Genomic DNA, 25,508 nt, shown 5'->3' with positions numbered 1-25,508 from the left:
ACCGGAAGGGTCTTGAGTTCCTGTTGTCGTGAGCGGTCACGTGACCGCTCACGATCAGAATACCATATCCACTGCAAGCTGTCAAGATGTATCACTTTATTCGGCCGGCAGTGTTTCCAGATCGGCTTGGTGAGACTCCCTTTGACAGAACAAACAGCATCTGATAAAATAGCCATCTAGATAGCCATCTGGAGACAAACATGATCAAAGAATACTCGATTGCCGAAGCCCGAAACCACTTCGCCGCCATAGTTCACGACCTGCAGACCACGCCGCTGATCCAGGTCAACCGGCGAGGCAGGCCGGTGGCGATCCTGCTTTCCATTGAAGAGTACGAACGCCTGGCGGCCGGCAGGACCCAGTTCTGGGAAAACTATCAAGCGTTTCGAAACCAAGTCGACCTGGCGCAACTGGCCATCGAGCCTGCGATTTTCGAGGGAGTGCGAGACCGCTCCCCGGGCCGGGAGACGAGCTGGTGACTCTACGTTTCCTGATCGACACGAACATCCTGTCTGAACCACTGCGGCCTGAGCCAAACAGGGGAGTCCTGGAGCATCTGCAACGTCACCAGGACAAAATCGCCATAGCCGCCGTGGTTTGGCATGAGATGTGGTTTGGTTGCTATCGCTTGGCGCCTTCCGCCAGACGGCAAGCCATCGAGGCTTACCTGGTCCAGGTGGTGGCGCCAGGCGTTCCGATCTTGCCCTACGACCACGCGGCCGCCGACTGGCATGCGGCAGAACGCGCCCGTCTCACTGCTCTGGGCAAGACCCCTCCCTTTGCCGATGGGATGATAGCCGCCACTGCCAAAACCAACAATCTCGTGCTGGTCACAATCAATCTTGACGACTTTGCTCTCTTTCGGGACCTGGCCGTGGAGAACTGGCTGGGATGATCTCGGTTCACCGTCGGCGGCTATAATCGATAGGCCCGTTTAGCCAGCCCGTAGGCCAGGTCGTAGACCATACGCTGCGCGTCCAACTCGTCCACCATGCCCCGTACCACTAATCCTGCCACCCAGTTGGCACTTGCCCGACGCCACACGTCATGCCGGACCGGAATCGAGGGAAAGGCCCGGGTATCGTCATTGAAACCGGCGGTGTTGTATAAGCCAGCCGTCTCCATCACCTGATCGAAGAAACGATTCATGCCGTTCACGCTGTCGTGGAACCACCAGGGGGGACCCAACAACAGCGCTGGATAATGGCCTGCCAGGGGCGCCAACTCCCGGGCGTAAGCGGTCTCGTCCAGAGTGAAGAGAATCAGGATCAACCGCGGATCGTCGCCATATCTATTGAGCAAGGGGCGCAGGTTACGGGTGAACTCGCTGCCCACCGGGATGTCGCATCCTTTGTCCGGCCCGAAGCGATCGAAAATGACCTGATTGTGGTTTCGCAGAGAGCCCACGTGGAACTGCATCACCAGGCCATCCTCGATGCTCATGCGGGCCATCTCCATCATCATGTGGCCGGTGAAACGCCGGGAATCCTCGTCGGTCGCCTGGCCGCTCAAGGCCCGCCCAAAGATAGCCTCGGCCTCGGCTAAGCTCAAGGGGGCAGTGTAAGCAGTCAAGGCTGCGTGATCGGTGGCCCGGGCACCCATGGACTTGAAATAGGCCCTCCGTTGCTCCAACGCCTGGATGAAGCTGGCGTAGGAACCGACATCGATGCCGCTGACCTGGCTCAGGGTCTCGACGTGGCCGTGCCAGCCGGCACTGTCCAGATTCACCACTGCATCGGGCCGGAAGGTGGGCAGGATCCTGGCCTGCCAATCGCCATCGCGAATGGCCTGGTGCGCCTCCAGCTGGTCGGTGGCCGCGTCGGTGGTGCACAGCGTCTCGATATTGAAGCGCTCGAACAGCGCCCGGGGGCGGAACTGGGGCGATGCCAGTTTTTTGGCGATCTGCTCGTAGATAGCCTGGGCCGTCTCGCCGCTCAGCTTTTCCTGGATACCGAAGACCTCGGCGAACTCCGCGGCCAGCCAGGTGCCGGTGGGGGTGCCCCGAAAGAGGTAGAAGTTCTCAGCGAAGATCTGCCAGATCTTGCGGTGATCTCCTTCTACCGGTCCTCCGTCCACCCGCGGCACACCCAGATCCTCCAATGGAACGCCCTGGGAATAGAGCATACGGAAGACGTAATGATCGGGAATGATGAGCATCTGGGTGGGTGTGCCGAAGTCATAATCGGGATCGGCGAAGACACGCGGGTCCACGTGACCATGGGGACAGATCAACGGCAGGGCGGCGACGGTTTCATACAGCTCGCGGGCCACCGCACGCTGACCGGGATCGGGATCGAAAAAGCGGTCGGGGGAAAGATTCCACTGGGGTGTGGTCATATGAAGCCTCGATTTAATGGTCAATAGTCAATTGCCAATTGTCAACGCTAACGGAAGCGTTCGGCCACCCGGGCCATGGCAAAGATGTTTTCGTCCGGGGTGCCGTAGTCCATGTTGATGCAGCAGAGACCCACCCGGTCCAGCGAACCCGCGGCGTGCAGCAATTGCTCGGTGTCGGCAGCGATCTCCTCAGGCGTGGCCCGCAGCATGCGGATGGGACTCAAGCGCAGGTTGAGGAATGTATCAGGCAAGGCCTCCCGCACCGCCGCCACGTCAGAGCCCCAACCCACGCCCACCATGCGCAATGGCAACTCGGCATAGACCGGCGCGATCTGATGCAGGTTATCGCCGCAATGGTGGATGCCATAGGGTTGAATGCGTTGTGCCATGCCCTGTTCGATGGGCAACTGCATCTCCCGATAACTGTTGGGAGAGATCATCTGCACCGAACAGTTTGCATGGAAGAACATGGCCGGATCCACATGCGCCACCATGCGGTTGACGGAGACCGAACAGGTGCCAGTGCGCTCCCGCAGGTAGCTGGCCACATCGACGATCAATCCACCGATCTGTTCCAGGAATCGTTTGACCCGCTCCGGCGCCAGGTAAAAGTCCATGAACAAATCCTGGCCATAGAAGTGATAGGCGGTGTTGAGCAATCCATCGGTGTTCATGTCGCCGAGCACATATCCCCACGTCGCTTCCAGGGCGTCCATCTGGGCAATCAATTCGTTCATTGGCCAGGTGGTACGGAAATCGGGGACTTCGAAGGCATCGATCCCGGCGGCAGTCAGTTGTTGTGGTAGCGGCTGGGGCGCGGCATCGATCTCAAACTGGATTTCTGCGCCCAGCAGCGCCGGAATGATGAATCCTCCGGCCACGTGCATGGAGCCGATCACCGGCCGCGGCTGGGGGTTGGCTTCTCCCATACCCAGATCACCGAATCGTTCATACAGCACCCGGCGCATCGTGACATCATCGCCAATGCGGGTGTCAGGATCGAAATAAAAGGCTTTGTCGAAGCTGATGCCAGCGGTCCGGTACCACCAGTTGGGATTGAAAACCAGTTCGATGGGCACAAGAAGAGGTGAGGGCAACGTATTCATGCTTGTCTCGTTATTCGGTGTGATTTATGGCCAGGCCATCCTGAACGCGGTTATGATCCGCTCCATCAATGCATCCATCCCGTCGTCCATCATCTGTCGAGCCGGATCGGCCAGACGCCAGGCAACCATCTCCCTGGCGCCCTGAGAAAATGGAATGATGCAGGCAAAATCGGGCACCAACCGTTTGATCTTGCTGTTGTCGAAGATCATGCTGTGCTGCTTGTCGCCCAACAGCCCGGCACCCAAATCAGGGTCAAAAGCATTGATCAACTCGGACGGCACATGCACCAGGCTGGGCTCGACCCCCGCAGCATCGGCCAGGATTCGGGTGATCTGATTCCAGCTCAGCCACTCGTCGGAGGTAATATGGTAGGCCTCGCCAATGGTTCGGTGATTGCCCAGCAAGGGCACGAAGCCTTTGGCAAAATCGGTGTGATGGGTCAGCGTCCACAGGGATGTGCCATCGCCAGGCACGATCACAGGTTGGCCTCGCATCATGCGGTGCAGGGCCGTGTAGCCGCCGAAGATCGGAATCATGCGGGCATCATAGGTATGGGAAGGACGCACGATGGTCATGGGAAACTTCTCATCGCGATAGGCCCGCACCAACAATTCCTCGCAGGCGATCTTCTGCCGGGAGTATTCCCAAAAAGGATTATCCAACATGGTCGATTCGGTGACCGGCAGGCTGGCCGGTGGGGTCTGGTAGACCGAGGCCGAGCTGATGAAGACATACTGCCCTGTGCGACCGCGGAAGAGCTCGATATCGGTCTGCACGTGCTCCGGTGTAAAAGCAATCCAGTTCACCACCGAGTCGAAGGTGTGGTCGTCGAGCACTGACTCCACAGTGTCGGGGCTACGGATATCGCCATGCAATACCGTCACACCCTCGGGCACGGGTCGATCGGTCTGGCCTCGGTTCAAGAGATACAGGTCGACTCCCCGCTCCTCAGCCAGGGGTGTGCAGGCCGAGCTGATGATACCGGTGCCGCCAATGAACAGAACTTTCATAATGGAATCCTCTTCAGTAACTCATGTTACGCAGTTAGAGCGCTACCTTGCCGACCACGGACCACCGACCGCCGTCTTCTGGAAGCGGTCCGCCGTCCGTCGTCTGCGGTCTTCTGAAAGCCGTCCGCCGCCTTCTGAGCACATTGTTACCTGCGTAACTCCAGTTAGTAAAACCGCGACTGCGACTGCCACATATCTGGGTTGGGCCCAAGGCATTGTTTGACCTCTTCTGTGGCGTCGTCCAGTGCCTGCACGACATCCGGGCTGAGAACCAACCGGGCAGCCTCGGCGTTGTCCACCGCCTGCTCGGGCCGGCGCGCGCCGGCGATGACCGCTGTTACGGCCGGCCGTTGCATGAGCCAGGCGATGGCCACATGGGCCATTGGTTCGCCAATCTCCTGGCATATCTCCCGAATCCGCGCCAGTGCTGCCATGGTTTCAGCCTCGCAACCTGCCTCACCGTGCCGGGTTTGGGCCCGTTGGCCGGAGAAATGCCTGCTGCGAGCGCGGCTGTCGGGCATGTCGGCCAGCGTAGGATACTTGTCGGCCAGCAAGGCGTGCATCAAGGGGCTGTAGCAGAGAATGCCCACCCCTCGCTGCTGGCAAATCGGCTGAATATCGAACTCGATGGCGCGCCAGAGCAGGTTATAGGGTAGTTGATTGGACCCAATGCTACCCAGAGGAAGCACCTCTTGCATGCCGGCCACCGCGAAATTCGACACGCCAATGGCCCGAATCTTGCCCTCGGCCTGCAGCTCCTGCAGCTCGCCCATGGTTTCAGCCAGGGGAATCGCCAGGTTGGGCCAGTGAATCTGGTAGAGATCCAGGTAGTCTGTGCCGAGCCGGCGCAGGCTGGCCTCGCAGGACCGCCGCAGATCGGCGGGAGCCAGGTTTTCGCCGTTGACCTTGCTGGCAACCACAGCCTGGTGGCGCCGACCGGCCAATGCCCTACCCAACACCTCCTCCGAACGACCGTCTCCATAGGCCTCCGCCGTATCGAAGAAATTGATGCCAGCGTCCAGGGCTGCGTAGACGGTCGCGATGGACTGGGCGTTCTCCTGAGCCCCCCAGTGAAAATCCTGCACGAAGCCCCAGCAGCCCAGGGCCACCGGGGAAACAAGAATGTCCGTGTGTCCAAGCTTTTTGTAATTCATGATGACTCCGTTGATAGTGGAAAGCGGTGGGCGGTGAGTGGCCGCGATGGATACCTCCCACTTGCCGCGCCACAACACTTCGCCCTGGGGCTTTGTGGTCACTAACCACCATATTCCCGCAACGCCTCCCACATGGCAATGATGTTTTTCGGTGGCACGTCGGCCTGGATGTTGTGGATCGTGTTGAAGACATAGCCCCCGCCGGGAGCCAGCGCCTCGATGTTGCGCCGCACGTCCTCCTTGACTTCCTCAGGCGTCCCTGATGGCAACACGCCCTGCGTGTCCACCCCACCTCCCCAGAACACAAGATCATTGCCAAAATCCCGCTTGAGAGCGACCGGGTCCATGCCGGTCGCGCGGATATGGATGGGGTTGAGGATCTGCACGCCCATCTCGATGAAATCGGGCAGTAAGGGGCGTACATTGCCGTCGGAGTGGAAAAAGCGTTTGGCATGGGGCGCAAGCTTGGCCTGCAGCTCGAAGACCTGTCTGACCCGCGGCTTCAACTGCCGGCGGAACATGGCCGGCGAGATGAGCTGGGACACCTGGGTGCCATAGTCGTCGGCATAGCTAACCACATCGACCAGGCTATTTCCCGAGCCTGCCGAAGGGTCTCCCAGTTCGTCCAGCGCCGTTTGCCAGTAATCCAGCTTCAATGCCAGGATGGCATCGAACAGCGTGCAGGCCAGCGACTCGTCCAGCGCCATCATCATCAAGAGATTCTCCATACCGACGATGCGCTGGGCGAATTCGAAGATGCCGGCGAAGGCATCCTTGAGCACCACGGCATAGCCGTCTGCCCGCAAGCGCTCTGCCTGCTCCCGCAACCCCGCCACCCGCCAACGGCCTCCCATGTCGGGCCAGGGGTAGTCCTGGATATTCTTGGCCGTCAGATCGGACTGGGGCAATGGCACCTGGACGATACTGAAATAGAGACCATCTGGCTTCTCTCGCCGGTGAACGATGCCCCACTCATCCCGGTAGAGCCAGTGATCACCGTGGTCCTTCGTGGTGCCGCCCCAGTTATGACTATTGAGCGGGTAAAGGCCGCGCGTGTCGATCCCGAGCCGCTGGACCAGGTCTTGATCGGGCAGCGCGAGCTGCTGGATCGTATCACATAGCTCAGGCTCGACATCGGGCAACCCCAACGCCTGTCGCAGGGAACGATAGGCCACCGCATGGATGCCCGTAACCTGGGTGCTGCCCAGGTCGAAGGGCACCCGGTCGGGCTCCCTGTGATCGAGGGTAGTTAAGAGACGTTGTCGTGAATTCATCTATCCTCCGGCATCATGCGTCCACGGGAAATGCCAATGCAGCCGCATCTGCATCCAAAAAGAGATGCACGTTCGGTTGTTGGCGCAGAATGGACGCCGGGCAATCCTCGGTGATGGGGCCGCGCAGGGCATCGCGGACGGCCTCGGCCTTGCGTGCTTCAGGCACGATGCACAACACGTTTTCGGGTGCCAGGAGAGCCGGAATGGTCAGCGTGACGGCGTGGGTAGGCACCTCATCCAGGCTGGCGAAATGCCCTTCACCAACCTGCTGCCGCCGGGATTTTTCATCCAGTTTCACCACCTTGACCCAAACCGGGTCGTCGAAGTCGGCGTAGGGTGGGTCGTTGAAAGCGATGTGTCCGTTCTCACCGATGCCCATGGCCACCAGGTCGGCCGGATTCGAGCGCAGTAGTGCCTCGTAGTCCCTGCAGATGGCATCGGTATCGTCGGCCCGGCCTCCGACCGGATAGAACGCCCCGGGCTGGACATGATCGACCAGATGCCTGTGTAAAAACAGGGGAAAGCTGGCCGGGTGTTGCGGATCGATGCCTACGTATTCGTCCATGTGAAACACGCTGATTTTGGACCAGTCGATTGCGGGCATCCCGCGCAGGGCGGCCAGGAAGCTAAGCTGGGAGTTGCCGGTAGCCACGATGATATTGGCCCGGCCCTTTTCCTCGATGGCCTGTCTGATGATGATGGCAGCCTCGGCTGCGGCGGCCCGCCCCATCGCCTCGTTGCTCTCGTAGATGCTGATGGGTAGGTTTTTGATTTGTGTCTCCCTTATGGGTGCGTTTGACATGTTGGCTCCAGATTTGCTAGGTTAGGTTGGTAAATTGGTAGGTAGGTAGATTGGTGAACTGGTAGATTGGAAATCGGGTTACCGAATACCGTTTACCGATTACTGGGAAAAACCCAACGCCCACCGATCATGGTACGCCAGGCAATAAAGTCGTCATCGAAGATGCTGATATCGGCATCCTTGCCCGGTGCCAGGCTGCCCTTGCGGTCGTCTATGCCAATAACGCGGGCAGGGTTGAGGGTTGCCATTGCGACAGCCTCGGCCAGGGGAACGCCGACGGCATCGATCAGCACCGGTATCATCCGGTCAAGCAAGGTAGTGCTGCCCGCGAAGCAGGAGCGATCCAGCATCACGCCGACCCCGCCTTCAACCTCGTACACCATCTCACCCATTCGATAGCGACTGCCCTCGGGCAACCCTGCGCCGCTGGTGGCGTCGGAGACAATGCACAGGCGATCTGGTCCAACGCACTTATAGGCCAGCTTCATCAAGGTGGCTGGCAGGTGTTTGTTGTCGGCGATCATCTCCACGGTCAAACCGTCAAAGGCCAGGCTGGCCTCCAGGAGACCAGGCTTTCTCCATAGACCTTCCCGGACCGTTGTGGACTGACCACTCCAGACATGGATGATATGTCGAAGACCCCGGTCCATGGCTGCTTGTACGTCGCTATCACGGGCCATGCTGTGGCCCGCCGCGGGTACGATGCCCAGGCCATCCAACCGGGCGGTTAGCTCAAGGGCGCCGGGCAGTTCCGGCGCGTAGCTCATCATCTCGATCACATCGGCGTGTTCCAACAACAGGTCAGGAGTGCCATCGTCGGGGTTACGCAGGTTGGCGGGATCCTGGGCGCCTGCCTGTTCCAGGGCAAAATAGGGGCCTTCCAGGTGGACGCCGAGCACCTGGGCACCTGCGGACGGCTCGCCCATCCACCCTCGGGCGAATGTCAAACAGGCTACCAGATCGTCGATGGGCGCCGTGGCGGGCGTGGCCAGCAGAGAAGTCACCCCACGACGGGCGTTTTCGACCGTGATGGTTTCGAAGGCCTCGGCTGTCGCTTCGTTGAAGGTATGACCCAAGGCACCGTGGGTGTGGATGTCGATCAACCCTGCCGTGATCAACCGTCCACCCACATCGACGCGCGCCATAGCCTTGGGTAGCCGGCCCACGGGCACGATGGCTTCAATTTTATCACCGCGCACGATCACTGCTTCCCCGACCGCAACGCTGTCGGGAAACACAATCTCGCCATTCACCAGGGTAAAAGGTTCGGCAAGTTGTCTGGCTGCTTCCATTTTCATAGCATCACCTATGACTGCTGACCGCCGCCGGAAGGCCACCGTTCACTGACCACCATCAGCCGCCTGCGATCTGTCGTCTTCTGACCACCGACCATCACCAGTCGTCTGCGGTCTGTCGTCCGCGGTCTGTCGTCCTCTGACCGCCATCTGCCGTCTCAGGACCGACCGGGGCAAAACGGAACATGCCATACTGCGCCTTCAACATATTCGAGTCCCCGGTCTCCTGGATGATCTGCCACATGCGACGAGCCATCTCCTCCAATACAGGCCGATTCTGTGGGTCGCCGGCCTGGTTGCACAGTTCATGGGGATCGTCGGCCAGGTTGTACAGTTCATCCTCATCAAAGGTGTTGAAAACGTACTTATAGTTATCGTGCCAGAGCACGCGCTGCTGATAGGCAAAGCGCTGTCCCTGCATCTCCGCATAAGCCTCGTTGCACCATGGTGCATCTTGTGATTGAAGCAGTGGCTGCAATGACCGGCCCTGGCAGGGAAAATCCTCGCCAAGCAACAGCTGGGTGAGGGTACGGGGCAGATCGATCAGGCTAACGATCTCCTACACCGATTTCCCGGCCGGAATGCCCGGCCCCCGGATAATCAGCGGCACCCGGTAGGCCTGCTCGAATGCGGGAATGCCCTTGAGCATCAGGCGGTGGGCGCCCATGTAATCCCCATGATCGGACGTGAAGACAACAATGGTGTTTTCCAGCTGTCCCAGTTCCTCCAGAACCGACAAGAGGCGTCCAACCTGGTCGTCCACCAGCGAACAGAGGCCGTAGTAACAAGCAATAGCCTGGGCGAACTGGGTTCGGTCCAATTCCTGCCAGATCCGCTGAATGCGGCGATAGAGCGCGGGTCGATTGCCAAGATCGTCGTCGAAGCTGGCTGGCAGCGGTATGGCGGAAGGATCATACCGTTCGTAGTATGCCCTGGGCACGACATAGGGGTCGTGGGGCGCCTCTGTGCTGAGAAAGAGAGCCCACGGAGACTGCGATTCCTGGCTGGCTTGCCGCAGGAACTCGATACCGCTGCTATAGAGGTGATACTCAGGAGTCTGCTCGACCGGTTGATCGGTAACGCCGTACAGCAGAAAATCCTTGTAGCCCTTTTGATGGACCACGCCACGGGGCGACATCTGATCATCCCGTTCGACCAGGCCCGCCAACTGATGATAGCGCTCGACGTCGTAGACATCGAAGCCGAATTTCTCCAGGCGATTGCTGCGTTCGACATGCCACTTGCCGAAATAACCCGTATGAAAGCCCGCGGACTGCAATGCTTGAGGCCAGAAAGACAACCCATCACACAGCTGTGCACGGTAAGGCTCCACGGCATGGGTCACATCCACCATGCCATGACTGGTGGGGAACAAGCCGGTCATCAGGCTGGCGCGGGCCGGTGAGCAGATCGGATTAACGGTGTAGCAGCGGCTGAAGTACGCACCCTCAGTCACCAGCCGGTCTAGATTTGGCGTCCGACAAATGGAGCCAGGATCAACCGTAGCGGCCTGCTGCTGGTCAGTGATCAGGAAGAGCAGGTTGGGTAGGGTCATGGTCGGTTCATTCCTCCAATCGATACAGCACGGTGTTGGGTGCGGCAGCATCCGCATCGTCGATACGGGCGCCGGGCGGCGCGGGAACAATGGTTTGGGTCAACAAAGGGTCTCCGGTTTCCGCCATCCACGCAGCCAGTCGGGCTCGCAGATCACTACCTACGGCTGCCAATTCGGGCTGCTCGATCAGATTACAGGTTTCGTTGGGATCAAAGACGAGATCAAATAACATCTCCCTGGGACAGGGCTGGCCGGCCCAACCATGATCGAGCAAGACATCTTTGCTGGGTGACCTATCCACGTTGGCAAGCACCGGCCCGTCTCGATCGTCAAAGCGCTTGATATACTTGTAGCGTTCGGTCCGAATGCAACGCATGGGCTCGTAGGCTGCATGGTAACTGGACTCGGCGAAGATGACCTCATGCAGTTGGCTGACCTCGCCGTTCACCAAAGGCCGCAGCGACTTGCCGTGCAGACGATCGGTTGGCGCAATCCCCGCCAGATCGTACACCGTGGGGACCATGTCTATCAGGCTTACCATGGCATCGATCACCTGACCACCCTGGAATCCTCCTGGGCCGCGGACAACCAGGAAAACGCCAATACCCCGGTCGCTAAGAGTAGCCATGTGACGCGGGAACTGCAGGCCATGGTCAGAAAAACAGAAAACCAGCGTATCGTCCACCAGATTTGCATCTTCAAGCACTTGCAGCACAGTGCCGATCTTCTGGTCCATGATCCGCGCCGACGCCTTGAAGTTAGCCATATCTCGACGAGTTTCGGATGTGTCTGGCAGTGCATTGGGAGGGCGGCAGTAGCGCGGATCTTCAGCGACGAAGGCGCCAGAATCAGCCTGTGGAAAGGGCCGGTGCGTTTCCTCCAACCCCACTGACAGAAAGAAGGGCTCAGGAGGCGAGTTTGTCAGAAAGTCAGCAGCCGCCTGTGCTGGATCAGATGGCCTGGTCTGGTGCGGGTAGTTCACATCCAGGTCAGATAGAATCTGATCGTACCCGATCTCGCTCACATTCAGGGTCGTGGCCTCGATTCCCGATAGAACGGTGTGATAACCATGTTTACTCAACCCATGGACAAGATGCTGCCGATAGTCAGACATCCTGAACCCGCGGTGCGCCAGACCTGACATCCCACAGGTGTGGGGATACAACCCACTAAGGAAACTGGCCCGGCTTGGAGAACAGGTGGGAGCAGTGCTGAAGGCCTGGCGAAATAGAACCCCCTCTTCCGCCAGCCGCTGGAGATTGGGCGTCGGCACGGCATAGCCATAGGGTTGCACATGCCGGCCGGTGTTATGGGTATGGAGGAAAAGAATGTTGGGTGAGATCATGATCGATTATCAGCTATCCGTAATCGGTGATCCGTTTACCGATGACATTTGCGCCGCCGCCAATCGTTCCAGCACGTCGACACCGTAGATCAGCGCCCGGGGCAAGTGAAAGGGGTCCTTGACCGGCAACGCCACGGTTTCTGCAAACGGCCGGCCCTGACGGTCCAGTTTCTGGGTCCACTCGCCATATTTTCGCACGGGAAAATGGCTAAAGGAATAATTATGGACCTGGCGATACCAATCCAGGCACCATCCTTCGCCAGAGTGCTCATGGGCCAGCAGCAGGGCATAGAGGGCCTCGGTGTGGGGCCACCAGAGCTTGCTGTCTGCGAAGGCCCACCAGGGCTCGCTGCCTGCGGCGTCACGGGCCAGCAGCAGGCCGCCCTGTTCTTCATCCCAGCCCAGTTCGACGTGCCACTTGATGCACTCGATGGCCTGGCGAATGCGCTGCTCGTCTCCCAGCTCGCGGAAAATGTGGACCATGAACCACATGGACTCGATGGCATGACCGGGCACGATCGCGCGGCCTTGGGGTGAATCAATGAGCGAGCCATCCAACCGGGTGAACTCAAAAAGCTGCCGGCGCTCCGGGCGGCGATAGACATCCAGCACCTGGCCGGCGTGGTAGAGGGCTGCTGTCAGAATGGCCTTGTCATCCAGCAAACAAGCCAGTTCGAAAAACACCAGGGAAAAAATCATCGACACGCCGTGGGCTTTGACCCCTTCAGGCAGGGGATAGGGCTCGGTCTGGTAGGAACCGGGCACGGCCAGGCGCCGCTGGACATTGTCGTAGGTAGCCAGGGCCAGATCGATGGCCTCCTGGTCCCCCGTGGCGCGGGCATATTCGGTCAGCCCGTAGATGGCAAAGCCATCGGCGTAAATGCTGTTGGCGTCCTGCAGGATATTGCCCTCTTTGTCCACGGCGAACACCCAGCGACCCTGATCGTCGCGGCCATATCGCTTCGCGAAATCGAAGATATGCCGGGCGACATCGAGCCACCCGGCGTTGGCTTCGATTCGATTGAACAGGGCAGAGAAGGTCCAGATAGCGCGCAACTGCGACCACATGTATTTGTCTCTGCTCAATATCCGTCCGTCGTCGCCAATGCAGGTGAGAATCCCGCCGTATTCATGATCGATGGCGTGATCCAACCAGAAGGGCACGACCCGTTGGAGCAACTCGGCTCGATAGATGGCCAGCAGATCCACAAAACGAACGTCGATTGGTAACATGTGCGATCCTATCCGGTCACGTAGAAAACCTGCTCCATGTCATCGTGCTGGTGCAGTGGCGGCGCCTCGCCCGGTGCGATCTCCACGATGAAGACCTCGCTGGTGGTAGCCTCGGAACGATCCATCACAAGATAGTTGGTATGGGTCGGAAAGCGGTAACGGCGTGGTTTCTCGGTTTCAAAGACGTATTTCATGTCACGTTGTCCCTGTGGTTAGGAAGGTATCGAGATAACTACAAAGCGTCGGCCGCCAGGAATTGATCCACTGCCTCCATGGCGTCAACACCATACATCACGGCCGGTCCACCGCCCATCATAATGGCTACGCCGATGGTCTCCAGGATCTCTTCTCTGGTTGCACCCGCTTCAAGGGCACCGTGTACGTGAAAGGAAATACAGCCATCACAGCGCACCGAGATGGCAATACTGAGGGCGATCAACTCCTTGGTTTTGGTGCTTAGCGCGCCATCAGCCACGGCGTTTCTGTGTAGAACGCCAAAGCCGCGCATAGGCCCCGCCAGGTCCTCGCTGAACTTGCCCATATTCTTCTGCAGGTGTTCAAATATTTCCGGATAGTTCTTGGCCATTATGGTTCTCCTTCTGATTCTTCGTGTACCACGCATGGTTTTTCTGGCTGCACAGCGCGTGAATGTCGCAACCTCTGTTAGAGTTGACCGTACGCTCTTGCCGCGTCGCGGAGAAACATCAGATTTCGCCAGGGTGTCAGTGGTGAGGTGTTGCAACTTGATGCATAGATGAAATGCCGCTTGTCGCCCATCGACTCAAACAGATCGCTAGTATAGGCGTGGAGCTGTTCCTCCGCGTCCTGCCCAATTTCCTGCCGCGCGGCATCCATGCCGCCGTTGACAGTGAAGTTGTCGTAGCCCACCATCTCGCGCACCTCGCCCAATTGCACGTCACCAGCAGGCGGCGGTGTGATGCCTTCCAGGCAGTCGATCCTGGACTGTCCCACCAGCGGCAATAGCTTCCGCGAGCGTCCACAAGCATGAGAGACAAAAATCTTTCCTCGACTATGGACGATCTCGGCCACCTCAGTAAAAAAGTCCTGGCAATATGTCTTGTAGAAATAGGGTGGGAAGAAGGCCGTGTCCAGGTTGTCGTGGGTTATGAAGATCTCTGCACTTGGATGATCGACGATACGCTCCAGCAAATCCAGGACTTTCTCTTTTTGGATTTGGGCAAGCACTTGCATCTCTGCCGGATGGTCTATCAGAAAATAGGTGGCATTCTGAGCGCCTGCCAGCCAGTGCAATGTCTTCAGCGGCACCTCGGTGAGATTTACCATGAAAACACCGTCATCAGCCACCTGTTCCACCAATATATCGAACTTGTCGGCGTCGAAAACATAGTCCCTGGCCTCCAACATGAAACGGATAGCCTCGTACTGATCCCAGCTGGTCCACCAATGATCGGTCTCGAAGTCGGCGACGGCCTGATCGCTAAAGAACCATCTGTTGGTCAACGTGCCATGAGGTGACCTGAAGGTGCGACGGCATTCTGTGCAGCGGGGAGGGTATGTATTGAACGCGGTCACCATCGGCTGGTTCCATTCGGTCTCACCTGACCATTCCTCTGTGAATTCACCATCCGAGTAAACTGCTCTCGTCAACCCCTGTGCGTCCCATCGCGCCAGAATATCCGCACCTAATTGGCGCAACACATCGAATGGATGCATGGCATCAGCCACTTCAACAGGCAGTGTACCTTGCCGGTGGTTCACAAAAAACCACTGATAGATATTGGGTGCGAAGGGAACAAAATCGGGTTGTCTGCCGTGAAATGCTGCCAGGATTCGCTCTCGTCCGTTCATGGTGTCCTCTCGAAATTCTGCTTGCAGGGTTTTCGTTGTGAAACTGGATCAGGCGCTGGGTAGTTCATCGACACCAGCGAGGTCCAACTCGGCAGCCCGGTGGCAACTGACATAGTGGTCAGGCATAATCTCCTCCAGGACCGGAGCTTCGGTGGAGCAGATATCGATCGCGTAGGAACAACGGGGATGGAAATAACAACCCGACGGTGGGTTGGCCGGACTGGGCACATCTCCCTCCAGAGGAGTCATGGCTGAGCGGATGCGAGGGTCAGCTACAGGCACTGCCGCCATCAATGCGGCCGTGTAAGGATGCTTCGGAAAGTAAAACAGGCTGATAGTTGGCGCGATCTCGACGATCTTGCCTACATACATGACTGCGACCCGGTCGCTGATGTGCTTGACTACGCTAAGATCATGGGCAACAAACAGGTAGGTCAGGTTGAGTTTCCGTTGTAGATCGAGCATCAGGTTCAACACCTGCGCTTGTACCGAGACATCCAGAGCCGAGACAGGCTCATCGGCCACCACCAGGCGGGGGTTCAAGGCCAGCGCGCGGGCAATGACAATACGCTGTCTCTGACCGCCACTGAAGGCGTGAGGAAAGCGTTGCATATACTCAGGCCGCAGCCCCACCAGTTGGAGCAACTCTGCCACCCGTGCTGTGCGCTCCTCGCGATCGGTCATACCGTCGATAACAAAAAGCGGCTCGCCGACGATATCAAAGAGATTCATGCGGGGATTCAACGATGCATAGGGGTCCTGAAAGATCATCTGCATCTCGGCCCGCAACACTCTCATCTCTTTTTCAGGCAGTACGGCGATGTCCACTACATCCCCTGATGCAGTGCGAAAGAGCAACTGTCCTTCGGTAGGTTCGATGGCGCGCAGAATGCACCGCGCCGTCGTGGTCTTGCCGCAGCCGCTCTCACCTACCAGGCCCAGGGTTTCACCTTCGTTGATGAAAAAGTCTATGTCGTCAACCGCCCGCACGTAGCCCACGAGCCGTTTGAAGAAACCCTTCTTGATAGGAAAGTACTTCTTGAGGCCCTTGGCTTCCAGAAGTACCGGCTTTTTTTCACTGGGATTGTTAATTGACATGTCTCTTCAGCAGATAATCAATTGATCGAGTATGGCTTGTCATACGTGGTCTTAACCAGGTAGCACAGCTTTTTTACGTACCCTGAGTTTGTCGGCCAAAAATCAACCATTCTCGGAGATCAACCTTCTGGCAGGCCCGATCGGCCTGGCCCAATTCCTACACTTGCTCCGACAGTTCGTGGTAGAGGAAGCAACTGGCCGATTGACTCTGGTTGACGGGCAAAAGTCTGGGCGTCCCCTTATCACAGGTGCCCGGCATAAATGAGGTGCAACGAGGATAGAAGGGGCAGCCATCCGGCCTCTGGAACGGGTGGGGAATCGACCCTTCGATCGTCGGCAAGAACTCTTTTGATTCGGAATGAACGGTAGGAATCGACTCAAGCAATGCCCTGGTATATGGATGCTGCGGGTTGTGAAAAATATCATCCACCGGCCCCGTTTCGACAACCCGCCCCAGGTACATCACTACCACGAAATCAGCAATCTGGGCAATGACACCCAGGTCGTGGGTGATGAAGATTATGGACATATCATGTTCTTGCTGCAGTCCGCGAAGCAGTTTCAGAACCTGGGCCTGGGTAGTCACGTCAATGGCGGTAGTGGGCTCATCCGCAATCAGCAACTTGGGATTGCAGGACAAGGCCATCGCTATCATGGCGCGTTGGCGCAGCCCACCGCTCAACTCCCAGGAATAGGATTCGAGCCGTTGCTCCGGGGCAGGAACGCCGACCTCTCGCAGACGCTCGACGGCGATACGTTCCGCTTCCTTCTCATTGACATCCATGTGCAAACGGATAGCTTCCACGATCTGGTTACCGATCGTATGCACCGGGCTGAACGCAGCCATGGGCTCTTGTGGTATCAACGCGATCTCTCCGCCCCGGATGGAACGTATCTCCTTGCCTTGCGGATCCATCTGCGCCATGTCTACGATCTCGGTCTGGGAGAAGAATCCGCCATGTCCGTCCGACTCCTGATGGCGGAACAATATCTCGCCGTCAACGATCTCGCCCGGTTTTTGCACGATACGAAGCACCGATTTGATAGTGACGCTCTTACCGCATCCACTTTCGCCCACGATGCCCACCACCTGGCCGCGGTAGACGTCGAAACTGACGCCGTCCACAGCCTTGGCCGTGCCTTCATCCATCATGAAGTAGGTTTTTAGATTGCGGACCGAGAGAAGCGGTTCTTTTTCGTTGTCCATGAGTAGTTAATCAGTAGGTAAGGGTCAGTGGGTAGTGAGTAGTGGTCAGTGGATGGTTGATCCAGCTCACCACTGAACGCCATCCACTGTCTAATGACTATAGGGATCTGAAGCATCCCGTAGGCCGTCTCCCATGATATTCAGGGTGAGCACAGTGATAATCACGGCCAAACCAGGCAATAAAAGCCACGGTGCCAGGGCGATCGATTGAAGGTTCTGGGCCTCCTGAAGCAACACACCCCAGCTGATAGCCGGCGGTCGCAATCCCAATCCCAGGAAACTCAGGAAGGTTTCGCTGATGATCATCACCGGGATGGCCAATGTGACAGCCGCAATGATATGGCTGTACATGGTCGGCATCATGTGGCGAAATACCACACGCGCCTCCGACGATCCGGACAACTTGGCCGCGACTACAAAATCCTCCTCGCGCAAGGAGAGGAATCGCCCACGGATCTCACGGGCCAGGGTTGTCCAGCCCAGCAGGGCCAGAATGATAGTGATAGCGAAATAAGTCCGCTCCACAGACCAGGTGCGCGGTAGAGCTGCAGAGAGCGCCAGCCAGATTGGAATCGCCGGCAGGGACTGCAATATCTCGATCAAGCGCTGGATAATCATGTCGACAGTGCCACCAAAATAGCCTGATATGCCGCCCAAAACAATACCCAGGACCGTACTGATTGCGACCGCGATCAGTCCGATGGAGAGCGATGTGCGGGTACCAAACATCAAACGCGACCACTGATCCCGGCCCAATCGATCGGTTCCCAACAGGTGAAAGCTTTCCTCGGCCTCCGGGTCAGCTGGGCCTATGAAATGAAGGTCGCTCTCGATCAGGCCAAGAATCTCATGGGAAAAACCTGTGGCGAAGAATTGCAAATAGACCTTGTTTTCGTAATCGGTCTGCCATTCCATGCGCAATGTCTCGGGATTCCGTTTGCCAACAACATCATAGACGTAGAGCTGAAGCCTGCCATCATCAAAAAAACGCAGGCGTTGGGGAGGAATGAATAACTGAGTGGCATCAGGCTCGTGAGGATCCTGGGTGCTGAAGAAACCCGGCATAATGGCTACAATGGCGATCAGAATGACAATCACGCCGCTCACCATAGCCAACTTGTGTTTCTTGAACCGCCACCAGACCAACTGCCAGTTGGCTGCAACGTAAACAGAATCGGGTTCGTCTGCCAGATTGGGCAAGACATCAGCAGGCGGCTCACCGATCGGTTCTGGAATTACATCGTCGCCCAAAGAGGTAGTGGGCTGAGGATCTGAACTTGTTGGCATAGATCTCAAAGAAGGTTTTGCGTCAACACGATTTCACCTGGGCAGGCTATTCCATACGAATGCGTGGATCAAGCCAGGCCAACAGGATGTCAGAAATGAGAGTACCGATGATGGCCAGAGAACAGTAGATCAGGACAATAGTGCCGGCCAGGAACATATCCTGGTTGGTCAGGGATCTCAGCAATAGGGGCCCGATAGTGGGAAGATTCAACACCGTGGCTACAATCACGCTGCCGGAGAAAATAAGGGGCAGATACCAGCCAATGGTGCTGATCAATGGGTTAAGGGCCAGGCGCACCGGGTATTTCATCACCAGCCGCCATTCGGACATCCCTTTGGCTCGAGCCATTTCCATGTAGGGCTTGTTGAGTTCGTCCAACAGATTGGCTCGCATGATACGAGCCAGCCGTGCCGTGCCGTCCAGGCCCAGGATGACCATGGGCAGCCACATGTGCTTAAGCATATCCCACACGCGTGCGGTGGTCCAGGGCGCGTCGACGTACTCTGCCGAGAACAGGCCGGTGACGCTGACGCCAAACCAGGAGAAGGCCAGCCACATGAGCACCAGGGCGGTCATAAAAGTGGGGGTCGCTACGCCGAAATAGTTAAAGACGGTAAAAAAATAATCAAAGAATGAATACTGGCGCGTGGCGGATAGAATGCCGATGGGGATGGCCAGGGCCCAGGTAAAGGCAAAAGTGAACAGACCGAGCAACACGGTCAGGGTCAGACGCTCACCGATCAACTCAGAGATCGGTTTCTGCCAGTCCAGTGAGACACCTAAATCGCCCGACAGGATGCGCCCCATCCACTTGTAGTACTGAACATAGGCCGGTTGATTCAGACCATACAGCTCCCGCAATGCATCGATTTGCTCCTGCTCAACGGCTGAACCGGAGGCTGCCAGTTCTGCAATATAGCCGGTCACAAAATCGCCCGGCGGAGCCTGGATGATAATAAAGGCAAACACTGAGAAGATGAAGAGCAGTACCGGCAGGAGCAACAGTCGCTTTGCGATGTACTGGAGCATATGCTCACCTCAAAAAGGGACCACGTGTGCAGAAATCGGGGCTTTCTGCACACGTGGAGAGAAAGCAAATTTCAAGAGTAGCTATCACCTCGGAAGATGGCAGTCACTTGGCGAGTATTACTGGGCGTAGAAGTACTGCTCCGGACGGGTGTTGCCGGGCGTGCGCAGCGGCCAGGTGTTGCCGGCCGTGTCGGGGACATTGCGCATGTTGTCGTTGACAACCAGCACACCCTGGATCATGGGCGTCAGGCCTACTGTGCCGATCTCCCAGACGTTGTCCGTCCATAGTCTGAACAGTTCCTGAGCCAGTTCAACCTGCCGCTCCGGCCCGGAGATCTTGCCCTCGTCGATGATCTCGACGATCTTGGCGATCTCGGGCGTAGGTTCCACACCCTCTTCGCCACCGGTCTGATACCACTTACGGACCAGCGGAGCGAAGGTCAGGGCCACCGTACTGCGGGGATCCATCTTGGGCTGGCCGCTGAAGGGGAAGGGCGTTGAGTCCTCGTTCCAGATCTCGACCATCAAGTCGTTGGTGTCGCGCATCTGGAAGCCTTGCGCTCGCTCGCGAATCTCGATGTGCGCCTTGACCCCGACCTTTCCCCAGTTGTCGACGACAATCTGGCCGACGTCGGCCCAGTTGCCAAAGGCAGGGATTACCTGGATCTCGATGTCCAGGGGTTCGCCATTGGGAAGCAGCCGGAAGCCATTGGAATCCCGCTCCGTCAGACCAATACCATCCAGCAACTCATTGGCTGTGTCCATATCAAGTTCGGTGTACTTGAAGGCGTGCTCATCGCCAGGATAGAAAGGATGACCGGGCGAGGGTACGGGCTGGCGGGCCTCACCAAGACCAAGGAAAGCCGATTCCTTGATAGCGTTACGGTCGATGGCGTGGGAGAGAGCGATGCGGAAGTCCCGGTTCTGCAGGATCTCGCCGATTGCCGGGTCGTTCTGGTAGGTCTGGTTGAACATCAGTACCGCATCGGAGCCGCCAAAGGTCGGCCAGGTAACCACATGATAGTTACCTTTGTCCTCGTTTTCCTTGAGCACGGGATAGCTGCTCATGTTGATGTGGCGGCCCTGCAAGTCGATCTCGCCTCCCACCGCGGCCAGGTTCAGCGCTTCCTTGTCCGCGAAGAAGGTGAAGGTTACTTCGTCGATGTATGGCAACTGATTGCCCTCGCCATCCACAGCAAAGTAGTAGGGATTGCGCTTCAGCCTGAAAACCTGGTCGGAAACTGTAGAGCCGCCCACGGGCACCCAGGCGGCAGTGCTGGGTCGATTCCCGCTAACATGCGGCAAGGCTTCGACCTGGAACAGTTCAATCCAAGTCTCGAATCCACGCTCCTCGACCCTGGCCTGCAATTCCGCCTCATCGGCAAAGGCCGGGTGGAATTGCTTCAGGTAATGGGCAGGCGCGTAAGCCAGGAGTGCAATCGACTTGTCGGCGCCATCCATGTTGGCGATGTTAAGCGGGAAGGCGGTGTTGGCCTCTGCGTAGGTCCACTTAACGGTGTTGTCGTCCAACTTCTCTACCTTGACGGTCGAGCCATCCGCGTTCTGCATCCAGAGCGGCACATTGGGCATCAGATCCTCGTTCTGGAGGATGTTCTCGTACCAGAACATGATGTCGTCGGCTGAGAAGGGCTCTCCGTCCGACCATTTCATGCCCTTGCGAAGGGAGACGGTCCACTCGGTGAAGTTGTCGTTGGACTCCCAGCCCTTGGCGACATGAGGGATCACCTGGCCGCCGTCGGGTGAGAAGCGTGCCAGGGCATCGTAGCTCAGGCGGGTGTAGTTGTTGTGATCGGATGGTCCAAGGAAGGCACGGCGAAGCGTACCACCATAGGTGCCGATCTCGTCGGCGACGTCCTGCACGAGAACATCCCCGGGCAGGCGTTCATCGACTGAGGGTAGTTCGCCGGCTGCTACCATCTCGGCCAGCTTTGGCGCTTCCTGGTACATGCTCTCTGCAGCAGGCTCTTCGACGGCCGGTTGTTCCGCAGGTGGCGCCGGAGCTGGAGCCGCAGGGACGGCACATGCGGTCAATAGCATACTAAAAATGAGCAGCAGGCTGCTAACAAGCAACAAACTGCGACGGGTGGATGTAGACATGGGAACTCCTCCTCAGAGTTTTATTAGGCCCTGGCATCGTTGCCAAGGCGAAGACCACGACTTTGGAAAAACTAACGCTGGATTTCTTTGAAACTCACTTTATAAAAGCCTCCTCTGTGAATCTGCAGTTGGATATGCCGGCCGGGTGGTTTGCAGCAGGGAAGTCGAGCGCGATGATCCATCCGGAAGTGGTGCACTGGACCGAATGACGAGCCGGGGTTGCAGCAGTACTTCAGTGCAACCACCGGTACAGCCATTGATCTGGTCCAGCAGCAGTGTAAATGCCCTGGTACCCATCTCCAGACGAGGTACATGGCAGGTCGTCAGGGGTGGGTCTACCAGCGCAGCCAACGCAATATCGTCGAACCCGATGATAGCGATGCGATCTGGAACGTCGTAACCCAATGCCGCGCAGGCTTGCAGAGCGCCAACCGCGACCAGATCGTTGTAGCAAAACAGAGCGGTCAGTTCGGGCACCTCGGCCAACAGAACAAGGGATGCTTCACGTCCTTCCTCCACCATCGGTGGGCAGTATCGAATCCACGAGTTTTCGGGGGTTATGCCGGCAGAAGCCATCGCCTCCCGATACCCTTGAACTCTGGATCGCCCGCTATAGGAAGCGCGCGGTCCAGCCACAAAACCGATAGCACGATGACCGCTTTCCAACAGGAATTGCGTTGCCAATTGACCACCGGCGCCGTCATCGCATATCACCGTGCTGACTCGATGCTGATCGAGCCGCCGATTGACCAGGACAGCTGCTGCGTATCGGTGGAGCAAGCTCGTGAGGTCCTCGGCATGGAGGCGCGAACTGCAGATGATCACACCGTCGACCCGGTTCTCCTCCAGTGATTTGAGATGAGCGATTTCCTGTTGCGGATCCTCGTCGCTGTTGCAGAGGAAAACGCTGTAATCGTTGGCATCGGCTTCCCGTTCAACGCCTCGGGCAACCGTGGAAAAAAAGGGGTTGGAGACGTCGGGAACCACCAGACCCACTGTGCCGGTGCGCCTGGTTGCCAGGCCACGGGCAATGCCACTGGGCCGGAAATCCAGCCTCTCTATGACTTCCATTACCCGCCGACGCGTCTCTTCGCTGACATCTCCCTTGTTGTTGACGACTCGGGACACTGTCATCAAGGAGACGCCAGACTCTTTGGCAACATCGGCCATCGTGACACGACTGGACATGGGAAATCTTCGCCTGGGCTTGCACCGGTTGTTAGCGCTAACGATATGATACCTTGCCAAAACGGTCTTGTCAAGAGCGCACTGACAGATCCCGGCAAGTCGCGGGTTTGACGCAGCGCTACAGCTCTCCTATAATGCCGGAGTCTGCCGGCCAAAACAGCCCTTTTTTTTTTCTCACTGTTCAACAGGGAGCAACAAACCATGACCACCCCATGGCAGCGATTCAAACAGGCGGCGAGACTGGAACCGGTCGAGCAAGTTCCAGTCGCCTTTATCGTCGACAGCCCCTGGCTAACTGGCTATGCCGGCGTTCATGCCCTGGACTATTTCCTTGACCCCGACCTCTGGTTTGACACCCATCTGGGCCTGGTAACGCGTTGGCCCGAGGTTGCCTGGATTCCCGGCTTTTGGGTGGAGTATGGCATGGCAGCCGAACCGTCGGCCTTTGGCTGCCGCATGCACTGGCATCACGACCGTCCACCATCCATCGAGCCGGTAGTCACCGACCTTCGACATTGGGCTGATGCTCCCCTGCCCAATGTCAGGGAAGATGGTCTGATGCCCCTGGTCCTGCATCTCTATCAACGCGCTGAAACCCGGTTACAGGCCGAAGGTCTGAACATTCCCATGGTGGCAGCCCGTGGCCCCATGGTCACGGCCGGCTGGATCATGGGTTTGCCTGCCCTCATGATAGGCCTCGTCGAGGAACCGGCCTTGATCCATCAGATCCTGGACAAGGTAACCGACACGATCATTGCCTGGTTGCAGGCCCAGCTGGACACACTGCGTGAGCCCGAGGGCATCATGCTGCTGGATGACATCGTCGGCATGGTATCCCTGGCCCATTACGAGCAGTTCGTTGCCCCCCGCCTTAGACGGATATTTGATCATTTTGAAGGGATGGTACGGGTCTATCACAACGACACGCCCTGCCCCCATCTCTTCGAGGCACTGGCTGACGCCAATTTCGACGTGTTCAACTGGGCTTTCCAGACGGATATCGCCTGGGCAAAGGCCAAAATGGGCCACCGCGTTGCGCTGATGGGCAATGTGCCACCGCTGCACGTTGCCGTGCGCCAGTCCCCCGCAGTCGTGTCCAAGTTTTCGGCTGTTTGCCTGGATAGAGCAGCGCCGGGAGGAGGCATGATTCTCTCGATGGGAGGAGGAATCTCCCCGGACACCCCCGCGGAGAATCTGGATGCCATGGTCCGCGCCGCCCAGAACTGGTCACCGCCAACTGAGACACAGCCCGATGACGGGTGGCAGCAATTGCTCACACAATTCGGAATAGCCACCGGAAGCCAGGGAAACTCCCGCAGGCGCAGGCGTGGCCATGGATAGGGGATTGGCCGGCTTTGCACACGGGTGGTGAAGGACCAGGTGTAGGGGGCGACCATGGGATTGCCAGACGTGTATCAATTGGGACACCGCTGCGCCCACTCTGCGGCCACTGTTGCGATATCGAACACGTCGACATCCCGATCCTGATCCAGGTCCAGATGAGGATTCCAGCCGGGATAGGTTGCGACCATTCCCCAATGCGATGCCACCGCCTGAACATCTCCTATGCCCACATCGCCACTGCCATTGAAGTCGTAGCACGGCCCAAATATCCATGCCCACCAGTTGGGATGCAGATCGCCATTGCGATCTCGATTGGTATTAGCATACCCCGGCAGGTTTTGCATCCACCAAACGTGATAGCCCCAATGAGTGCATTGCCAGGCCGTGCAGTTTACTGAGCTGACTTGAGCCGAGCCGTCCTGGCCCCAGTCCCTGCACGTCGACTGAACGACCGTGAGATCGTCGTAGATGTACTCACGATCATCGAGAATGTTTGGCGGATGGTGCGCGTCACCGCAACCGCCGACGTCGTTGTTTCCGGCGAAGGGCCTGGCCACGTAGCCGTAGCGATCGCTCACGAGGCCCGTGCATACAGCCGGCGCGCCAGTCCAGGGCCAGGTGTGGGTATAGAAATCGCAGGGGAAGTAGGTCATGGAGAATCCCTCCAGGCGATGCACAAAGCTCTCCAATGCCACGTCCACTTCTCGTTCGTAGTTGAAAGCCATGGTCGTCACGATCTGGCCGCAGTCGGGCGCGTTGACCATTTGGGGGGTGGGCCAGAAGCCGCCGGGCCAGCCGGGCCCGGTGGTGACCCATTCGCCGAAATGGGCCAGATCGATCCCATTGCCGCCGGCGATCCATATCCAAACTTCGTCCACCTCTCCGCTTGCTATCAGGGGGCAGAGATCATAGCGCTCATAGATGTTGCTATAATCGGCCATGCCGTTAGGCAGCACGAGGGGAAGCACCGGGTCTTCGACGACCAGTCCTCCGTACACCTCGTAGGCCAGATAGGGCTCAGTCCAGGGGTCGTTATAGCCGTGGTACATGCTGCCGCGCTTGAACAGGCCGATCAGCTCCGCGGTCAGCGCATCGATGTCGTCACGAGGAGTGCCGAATCCTGGGAATGAGATCACGAACACCGTTGCTGTGTGGATGGCCGCGGGGGAGATCGGCTGGACGCTGCGGGCTTGTAGGGCGGGGGACAAGGCTTGCCAGGCATCGGGCGGCGCGATGACCAGCCCGGCAAGTACTAGCACCGAAGCAAACAAGTCCCGTAGACGCTTCATTCCCT

The 25,508-nt window shown here is 58.0% G+C and carries 24 protein-coding genes; 3 read left to right on the top strand and 21 right to left on the bottom strand.

The window, feature by feature from the left end; translation table 11 throughout:
* Positions 1-200: 200 nt before the first annotated feature.
* The gene (locus U9R25_03170; protein ID MEA3334883.1) at positions 201-479 is read left to right on the top strand and encodes a type II toxin-antitoxin system Phd/YefM family antitoxin; all 279 of its coding nucleotides are present in this window, start codon (positions 201-203) and stop codon (positions 477-479) included.
* Positions 476-895: a type II toxin-antitoxin system VapC family toxin gene (locus U9R25_03165; protein MEA3334882.1), complete on the top strand. Its 420-nt coding sequence runs from the start codon at positions 476-478 to the stop codon at positions 893-895. The genes U9R25_03170 and U9R25_03165 overlap by 4 nt, the downstream gene beginning before the upstream one ends.
* 20 nt (positions 896-915) lie before the next feature.
* Here the strand turns inward: U9R25_03165 and uxaC are convergent, their stop codons facing one another.
* The 20 genes from uxaC to U9R25_03065 form a co-directional block, all read right to left on the bottom strand.
* Complete coding sequence (uxaC, locus tag U9R25_03160; GenBank protein ID MEA3334881.1) at positions 916-2,337, bottom strand: glucuronate isomerase; 1,422 nt, start codon at positions 2,335-2,337, stop codon at positions 916-918.
* 47 nt (positions 2,338-2,384) lie between these two features.
* Positions 2,385-3,443: a uroporphyrinogen decarboxylase family protein gene (locus tag U9R25_03155; protein MEA3334880.1), complete on the bottom strand. Its 1,059-nt coding sequence runs from the start codon at positions 3,441-3,443 to the stop codon at positions 2,385-2,387.
* A gap of 24 nt (positions 3,444-3,467) precedes the next feature.
* A complete protein-coding gene (locus U9R25_03150; protein ID MEA3334879.1) occupies positions 3,468-4,454 on the bottom strand; it encodes an SDR family oxidoreductase in 987 nt (328 codons plus the stop codon).
* Between the two features lie 164 nt (positions 4,455-4,618).
* Positions 4,619-5,608, bottom strand: coding sequence for an aldo/keto reductase (locus U9R25_03145; protein MEA3334878.1), 990 nt, complete (start codon positions 5,606-5,608; stop codon positions 4,619-4,621).
* Positions 5,609-5,709: 101 nt separating this feature from the next.
* Complete coding sequence (locus tag U9R25_03140; GenBank protein ID MEA3334877.1) at positions 5,710-6,882, bottom strand: uroporphyrinogen decarboxylase family protein; 1,173 nt, start codon at positions 6,880-6,882, stop codon at positions 5,710-5,712.
* A gap of 13 nt (positions 6,883-6,895) precedes the next feature.
* Positions 6,896-7,684 carry a glucosamine-6-phosphate deaminase gene (locus tag U9R25_03135; protein MEA3334876.1) on the bottom strand — a complete coding sequence of 263 codons (789 nt, stop codon included), beginning with the start codon at positions 7,682-7,684 and terminating at the stop codon, positions 6,896-6,898.
* 92 nt (positions 7,685-7,776) lie between these two features.
* The gene (gene nagA / locus U9R25_03130) at positions 7,777-8,982 is read right to left on the bottom strand and encodes an N-acetylglucosamine-6-phosphate deacetylase (GenBank protein MEA3334875.1); all 1,206 of its coding nucleotides are present in this window, start codon (positions 8,980-8,982) and stop codon (positions 7,777-7,779) included.
* A 94-nt stretch (positions 8,983-9,076) separates the two neighbouring features.
* Positions 9,077-9,457 carry a DUF4976 domain-containing protein gene (locus U9R25_03125; protein MEA3334874.1) on the bottom strand — a complete coding sequence of 127 codons (381 nt, stop codon included), beginning with the start codon at positions 9,455-9,457 and terminating at the stop codon, positions 9,077-9,079.
* Between the two features lie 81 nt (positions 9,458-9,538).
* Entirely contained in the window at positions 9,539-10,534 is a 996-nt protein-coding gene (locus U9R25_03120) for a sulfatase-like hydrolase/transferase (GenBank protein MEA3334873.1), read from the bottom strand.
* 7 nt (positions 10,535-10,541) lie between these two features.
* Complete coding sequence (locus tag U9R25_03115; GenBank protein MEA3334872.1) at positions 10,542-11,879, bottom strand: sulfatase; 1,338 nt, start codon at positions 11,877-11,879, stop codon at positions 10,542-10,544.
* Positions 11,880-11,888: 9 nt separating this feature from the next.
* Positions 11,889-13,112 (bottom strand): AGE family epimerase/isomerase, encoded by a 1,224-nt coding sequence (locus tag U9R25_03110; GenBank protein MEA3334871.1) that lies wholly within the window; start codon positions 13,110-13,112, stop codon positions 11,889-11,891.
* Positions 13,113-13,120: 8 nt separating this feature from the next.
* On the bottom strand, positions 13,121-13,306 hold the full coding sequence (locus U9R25_03105) for a hypothetical protein (protein ID MEA3334870.1): 186 nt from the start codon (positions 13,304-13,306) through the stop codon (positions 13,121-13,123).
* A 38-nt stretch (positions 13,307-13,344) separates the two neighbouring features.
* Positions 13,345-13,698 (bottom strand): carboxymuconolactone decarboxylase family protein, encoded by a 354-nt coding sequence (locus tag U9R25_03100; GenBank protein ID MEA3334869.1) that lies wholly within the window; start codon positions 13,696-13,698, stop codon positions 13,345-13,347.
* A 77-nt stretch (positions 13,699-13,775) separates the two neighbouring features.
* The gene (locus U9R25_03095) at positions 13,776-14,942 is read right to left on the bottom strand and encodes a uroporphyrinogen decarboxylase family protein (GenBank protein ID MEA3334868.1); all 1,167 of its coding nucleotides are present in this window, start codon (positions 14,940-14,942) and stop codon (positions 13,776-13,778) included.
* Between the two features lie 48 nt (positions 14,943-14,990).
* A complete protein-coding gene (locus tag U9R25_03090) occupies positions 14,991-16,040 on the bottom strand; it encodes an oligopeptide/dipeptide ABC transporter ATP-binding protein (protein ID MEA3334867.1) in 1,050 nt (349 codons plus the stop codon).
* A gap of 157 nt (positions 16,041-16,197) precedes the next feature.
* A complete protein-coding gene (locus U9R25_03085; GenBank protein MEA3334866.1) occupies positions 16,198-17,247 on the bottom strand; it encodes an ABC transporter ATP-binding protein in 1,050 nt (349 codons plus the stop codon).
* Between the two features lie 90 nt (positions 17,248-17,337).
* Positions 17,338-18,534: an ABC transporter permease gene (locus tag U9R25_03080; GenBank protein ID MEA3334865.1), complete on the bottom strand. Its 1,197-nt coding sequence runs from the start codon at positions 18,532-18,534 to the stop codon at positions 17,338-17,340.
* A gap of 46 nt (positions 18,535-18,580) precedes the next feature.
* The gene (locus tag U9R25_03075) at positions 18,581-19,564 is read right to left on the bottom strand and encodes an ABC transporter permease (protein MEA3334864.1); all 984 of its coding nucleotides are present in this window, start codon (positions 19,562-19,564) and stop codon (positions 18,581-18,583) included.
* 117 nt (positions 19,565-19,681) lie between these two features.
* Positions 19,682-21,682, bottom strand: coding sequence for an ABC transporter substrate-binding protein (locus tag U9R25_03070; protein MEA3334863.1), 2,001 nt, complete (start codon positions 21,680-21,682; stop codon positions 19,682-19,684).
* Between the two features lie 99 nt (positions 21,683-21,781).
* The gene (locus tag U9R25_03065) at positions 21,782-22,870 is read right to left on the bottom strand and encodes a LacI family DNA-binding transcriptional regulator (protein MEA3334862.1); all 1,089 of its coding nucleotides are present in this window, start codon (positions 22,868-22,870) and stop codon (positions 21,782-21,784) included.
* A 201-nt stretch (positions 22,871-23,071) separates the two neighbouring features.
* On the opposite strand from U9R25_03065, the gene U9R25_03060 reads away from it, so the two are divergent.
* A complete protein-coding gene (locus U9R25_03060) occupies positions 23,072-24,211 on the top strand; it encodes a uroporphyrinogen decarboxylase family protein (protein MEA3334861.1) in 1,140 nt (379 codons plus the stop codon).
* Between the two features lie 74 nt (positions 24,212-24,285).
* Here the strand turns inward: U9R25_03060 and U9R25_03055 are convergent, their stop codons facing one another.
* Positions 24,286-25,503, bottom strand: a complete 1,218-nt coding sequence (locus U9R25_03055) for a hypothetical protein (protein ID MEA3334860.1) — start codon at positions 25,501-25,503, stop codon at positions 24,286-24,288.
* Between the last annotated feature and the right edge of the window lie 5 nt (positions 25,504-25,508).

The sequence above is a fragment of the Chloroflexota bacterium genome (assembly GCA_034717495.1).
Classification (GTDB): domain Bacteria; phylum Chloroflexota; class Anaerolineae; order JAAEKA01; family JAAEKA01; genus JAYELL01.
Note: the sequence above shows the minus strand (reverse complement) of the source record. Positions and strands in the feature narration are given on the sequence as shown.

Excerpts from the sequence above, each read along its gene's own strand:
- U9R25_03090 (MEA3334867.1), bottom strand. The coding sequence starts at position 16,040 with ATGTCAATTAACAATCCCAGTGAAAAAAAGCCGGTACTTCTGGAAGCC.
- U9R25_03145 (MEA3334878.1), bottom strand. The coding sequence starts at position 5,608 with ATGAATTACAAAAAGCTTGGACACACGGACATTCTTGTTTCCCCGGTG.
- U9R25_03155 (MEA3334880.1), bottom strand. The coding sequence starts at position 3,443 with ATGAATACGTTGCCCTCACCTCTTCTTGTGCCCATCGAACTGGTTTTC.
- U9R25_03060 (MEA3334861.1), top strand. The coding sequence starts at position 23,072 with ATGACCACCCCATGGCAGCGATTCAAACAGGCGGCGAGACTGGAACCG.
- U9R25_03085 (MEA3334866.1), bottom strand. The coding sequence starts at position 17,247 with ATGGACAACGAAAAAGAACCGCTTCTCTCGGTCCGCAATCTAAAAACC.
- U9R25_03140 (MEA3334877.1), bottom strand. The coding sequence starts at position 6,882 with ATGAATTCACGACAACGTCTCTTAACTACCCTCGATCACAGGGAGCCC.
- U9R25_03100 (MEA3334869.1), bottom strand. The coding sequence starts at position 13,698 with ATGGCCAAGAACTATCCGGAAATATTTGAACACCTGCAGAAGAATATG.
- U9R25_03095 (MEA3334868.1), bottom strand. The coding sequence starts at position 14,942 with ATGAACGGACGAGAGCGAATCCTGGCAGCATTTCACGGCAGACAACCC.
- U9R25_03135 (MEA3334876.1), bottom strand. The coding sequence starts at position 7,684 with ATGTCAAACGCACCCATAAGGGAGACACAAATCAAAAACCTACCCATC.
- U9R25_03075 (MEA3334864.1), bottom strand. The coding sequence starts at position 19,564 with ATGCTCCAGTACATCGCAAAGCGACTGTTGCTCCTGCCGGTACTGCTC.
- U9R25_03055 (MEA3334860.1), bottom strand. The coding sequence starts at position 25,503 with ATGAAGCGTCTACGGGACTTGTTTGCTTCGGTGCTAGTACTTGCCGGG.
- U9R25_03110 (MEA3334871.1), bottom strand. The coding sequence starts at position 13,112 with ATGTTACCAATCGACGTTCGTTTTGTGGATCTGCTGGCCATCTATCGA.
- U9R25_03170 (MEA3334883.1), top strand. The coding sequence starts at position 201 with ATGATCAAAGAATACTCGATTGCCGAAGCCCGAAACCACTTCGCCGCC.
- nagA (MEA3334875.1), bottom strand. The coding sequence starts at position 8,982 with ATGAAAATGGAAGCAGCCAGACAACTTGCCGAACCTTTTACCCTGGTG.
- uxaC (MEA3334881.1), bottom strand. The coding sequence starts at position 2,337 with ATGACCACACCCCAGTGGAATCTTTCCCCCGACCGCTTTTTCGATCCC.
- U9R25_03150 (MEA3334879.1), bottom strand. The coding sequence starts at position 4,454 with ATGAAAGTTCTGTTCATTGGCGGCACCGGTATCATCAGCTCGGCCTGC.
- U9R25_03080 (MEA3334865.1), bottom strand. The coding sequence starts at position 18,534 with ATGCCAACAAGTTCAGATCCTCAGCCCACTACCTCTTTGGGCGACGAT.
- U9R25_03105 (MEA3334870.1), bottom strand. The coding sequence starts at position 13,306 with ATGAAATACGTCTTTGAAACCGAGAAACCACGCCGTTACCGCTTTCCG.
- U9R25_03070 (MEA3334863.1), bottom strand. The coding sequence starts at position 21,682 with ATGTCTACATCCACCCGTCGCAGTTTGTTGCTTGTTAGCAGCCTGCTG.
- U9R25_03120 (MEA3334873.1), bottom strand. The coding sequence starts at position 10,534 with ATGACCCTACCCAACCTGCTCTTCCTGATCACTGACCAGCAGCAGGCC.
- U9R25_03065 (MEA3334862.1), bottom strand. The coding sequence starts at position 22,870 with ATGTCCAGTCGTGTCACGATGGCCGATGTTGCCAAAGAGTCTGGCGTC.
- U9R25_03115 (MEA3334872.1), bottom strand. The coding sequence starts at position 11,879 with ATGATCTCACCCAACATTCTTTTCCTCCATACCCATAACACCGGCCGG.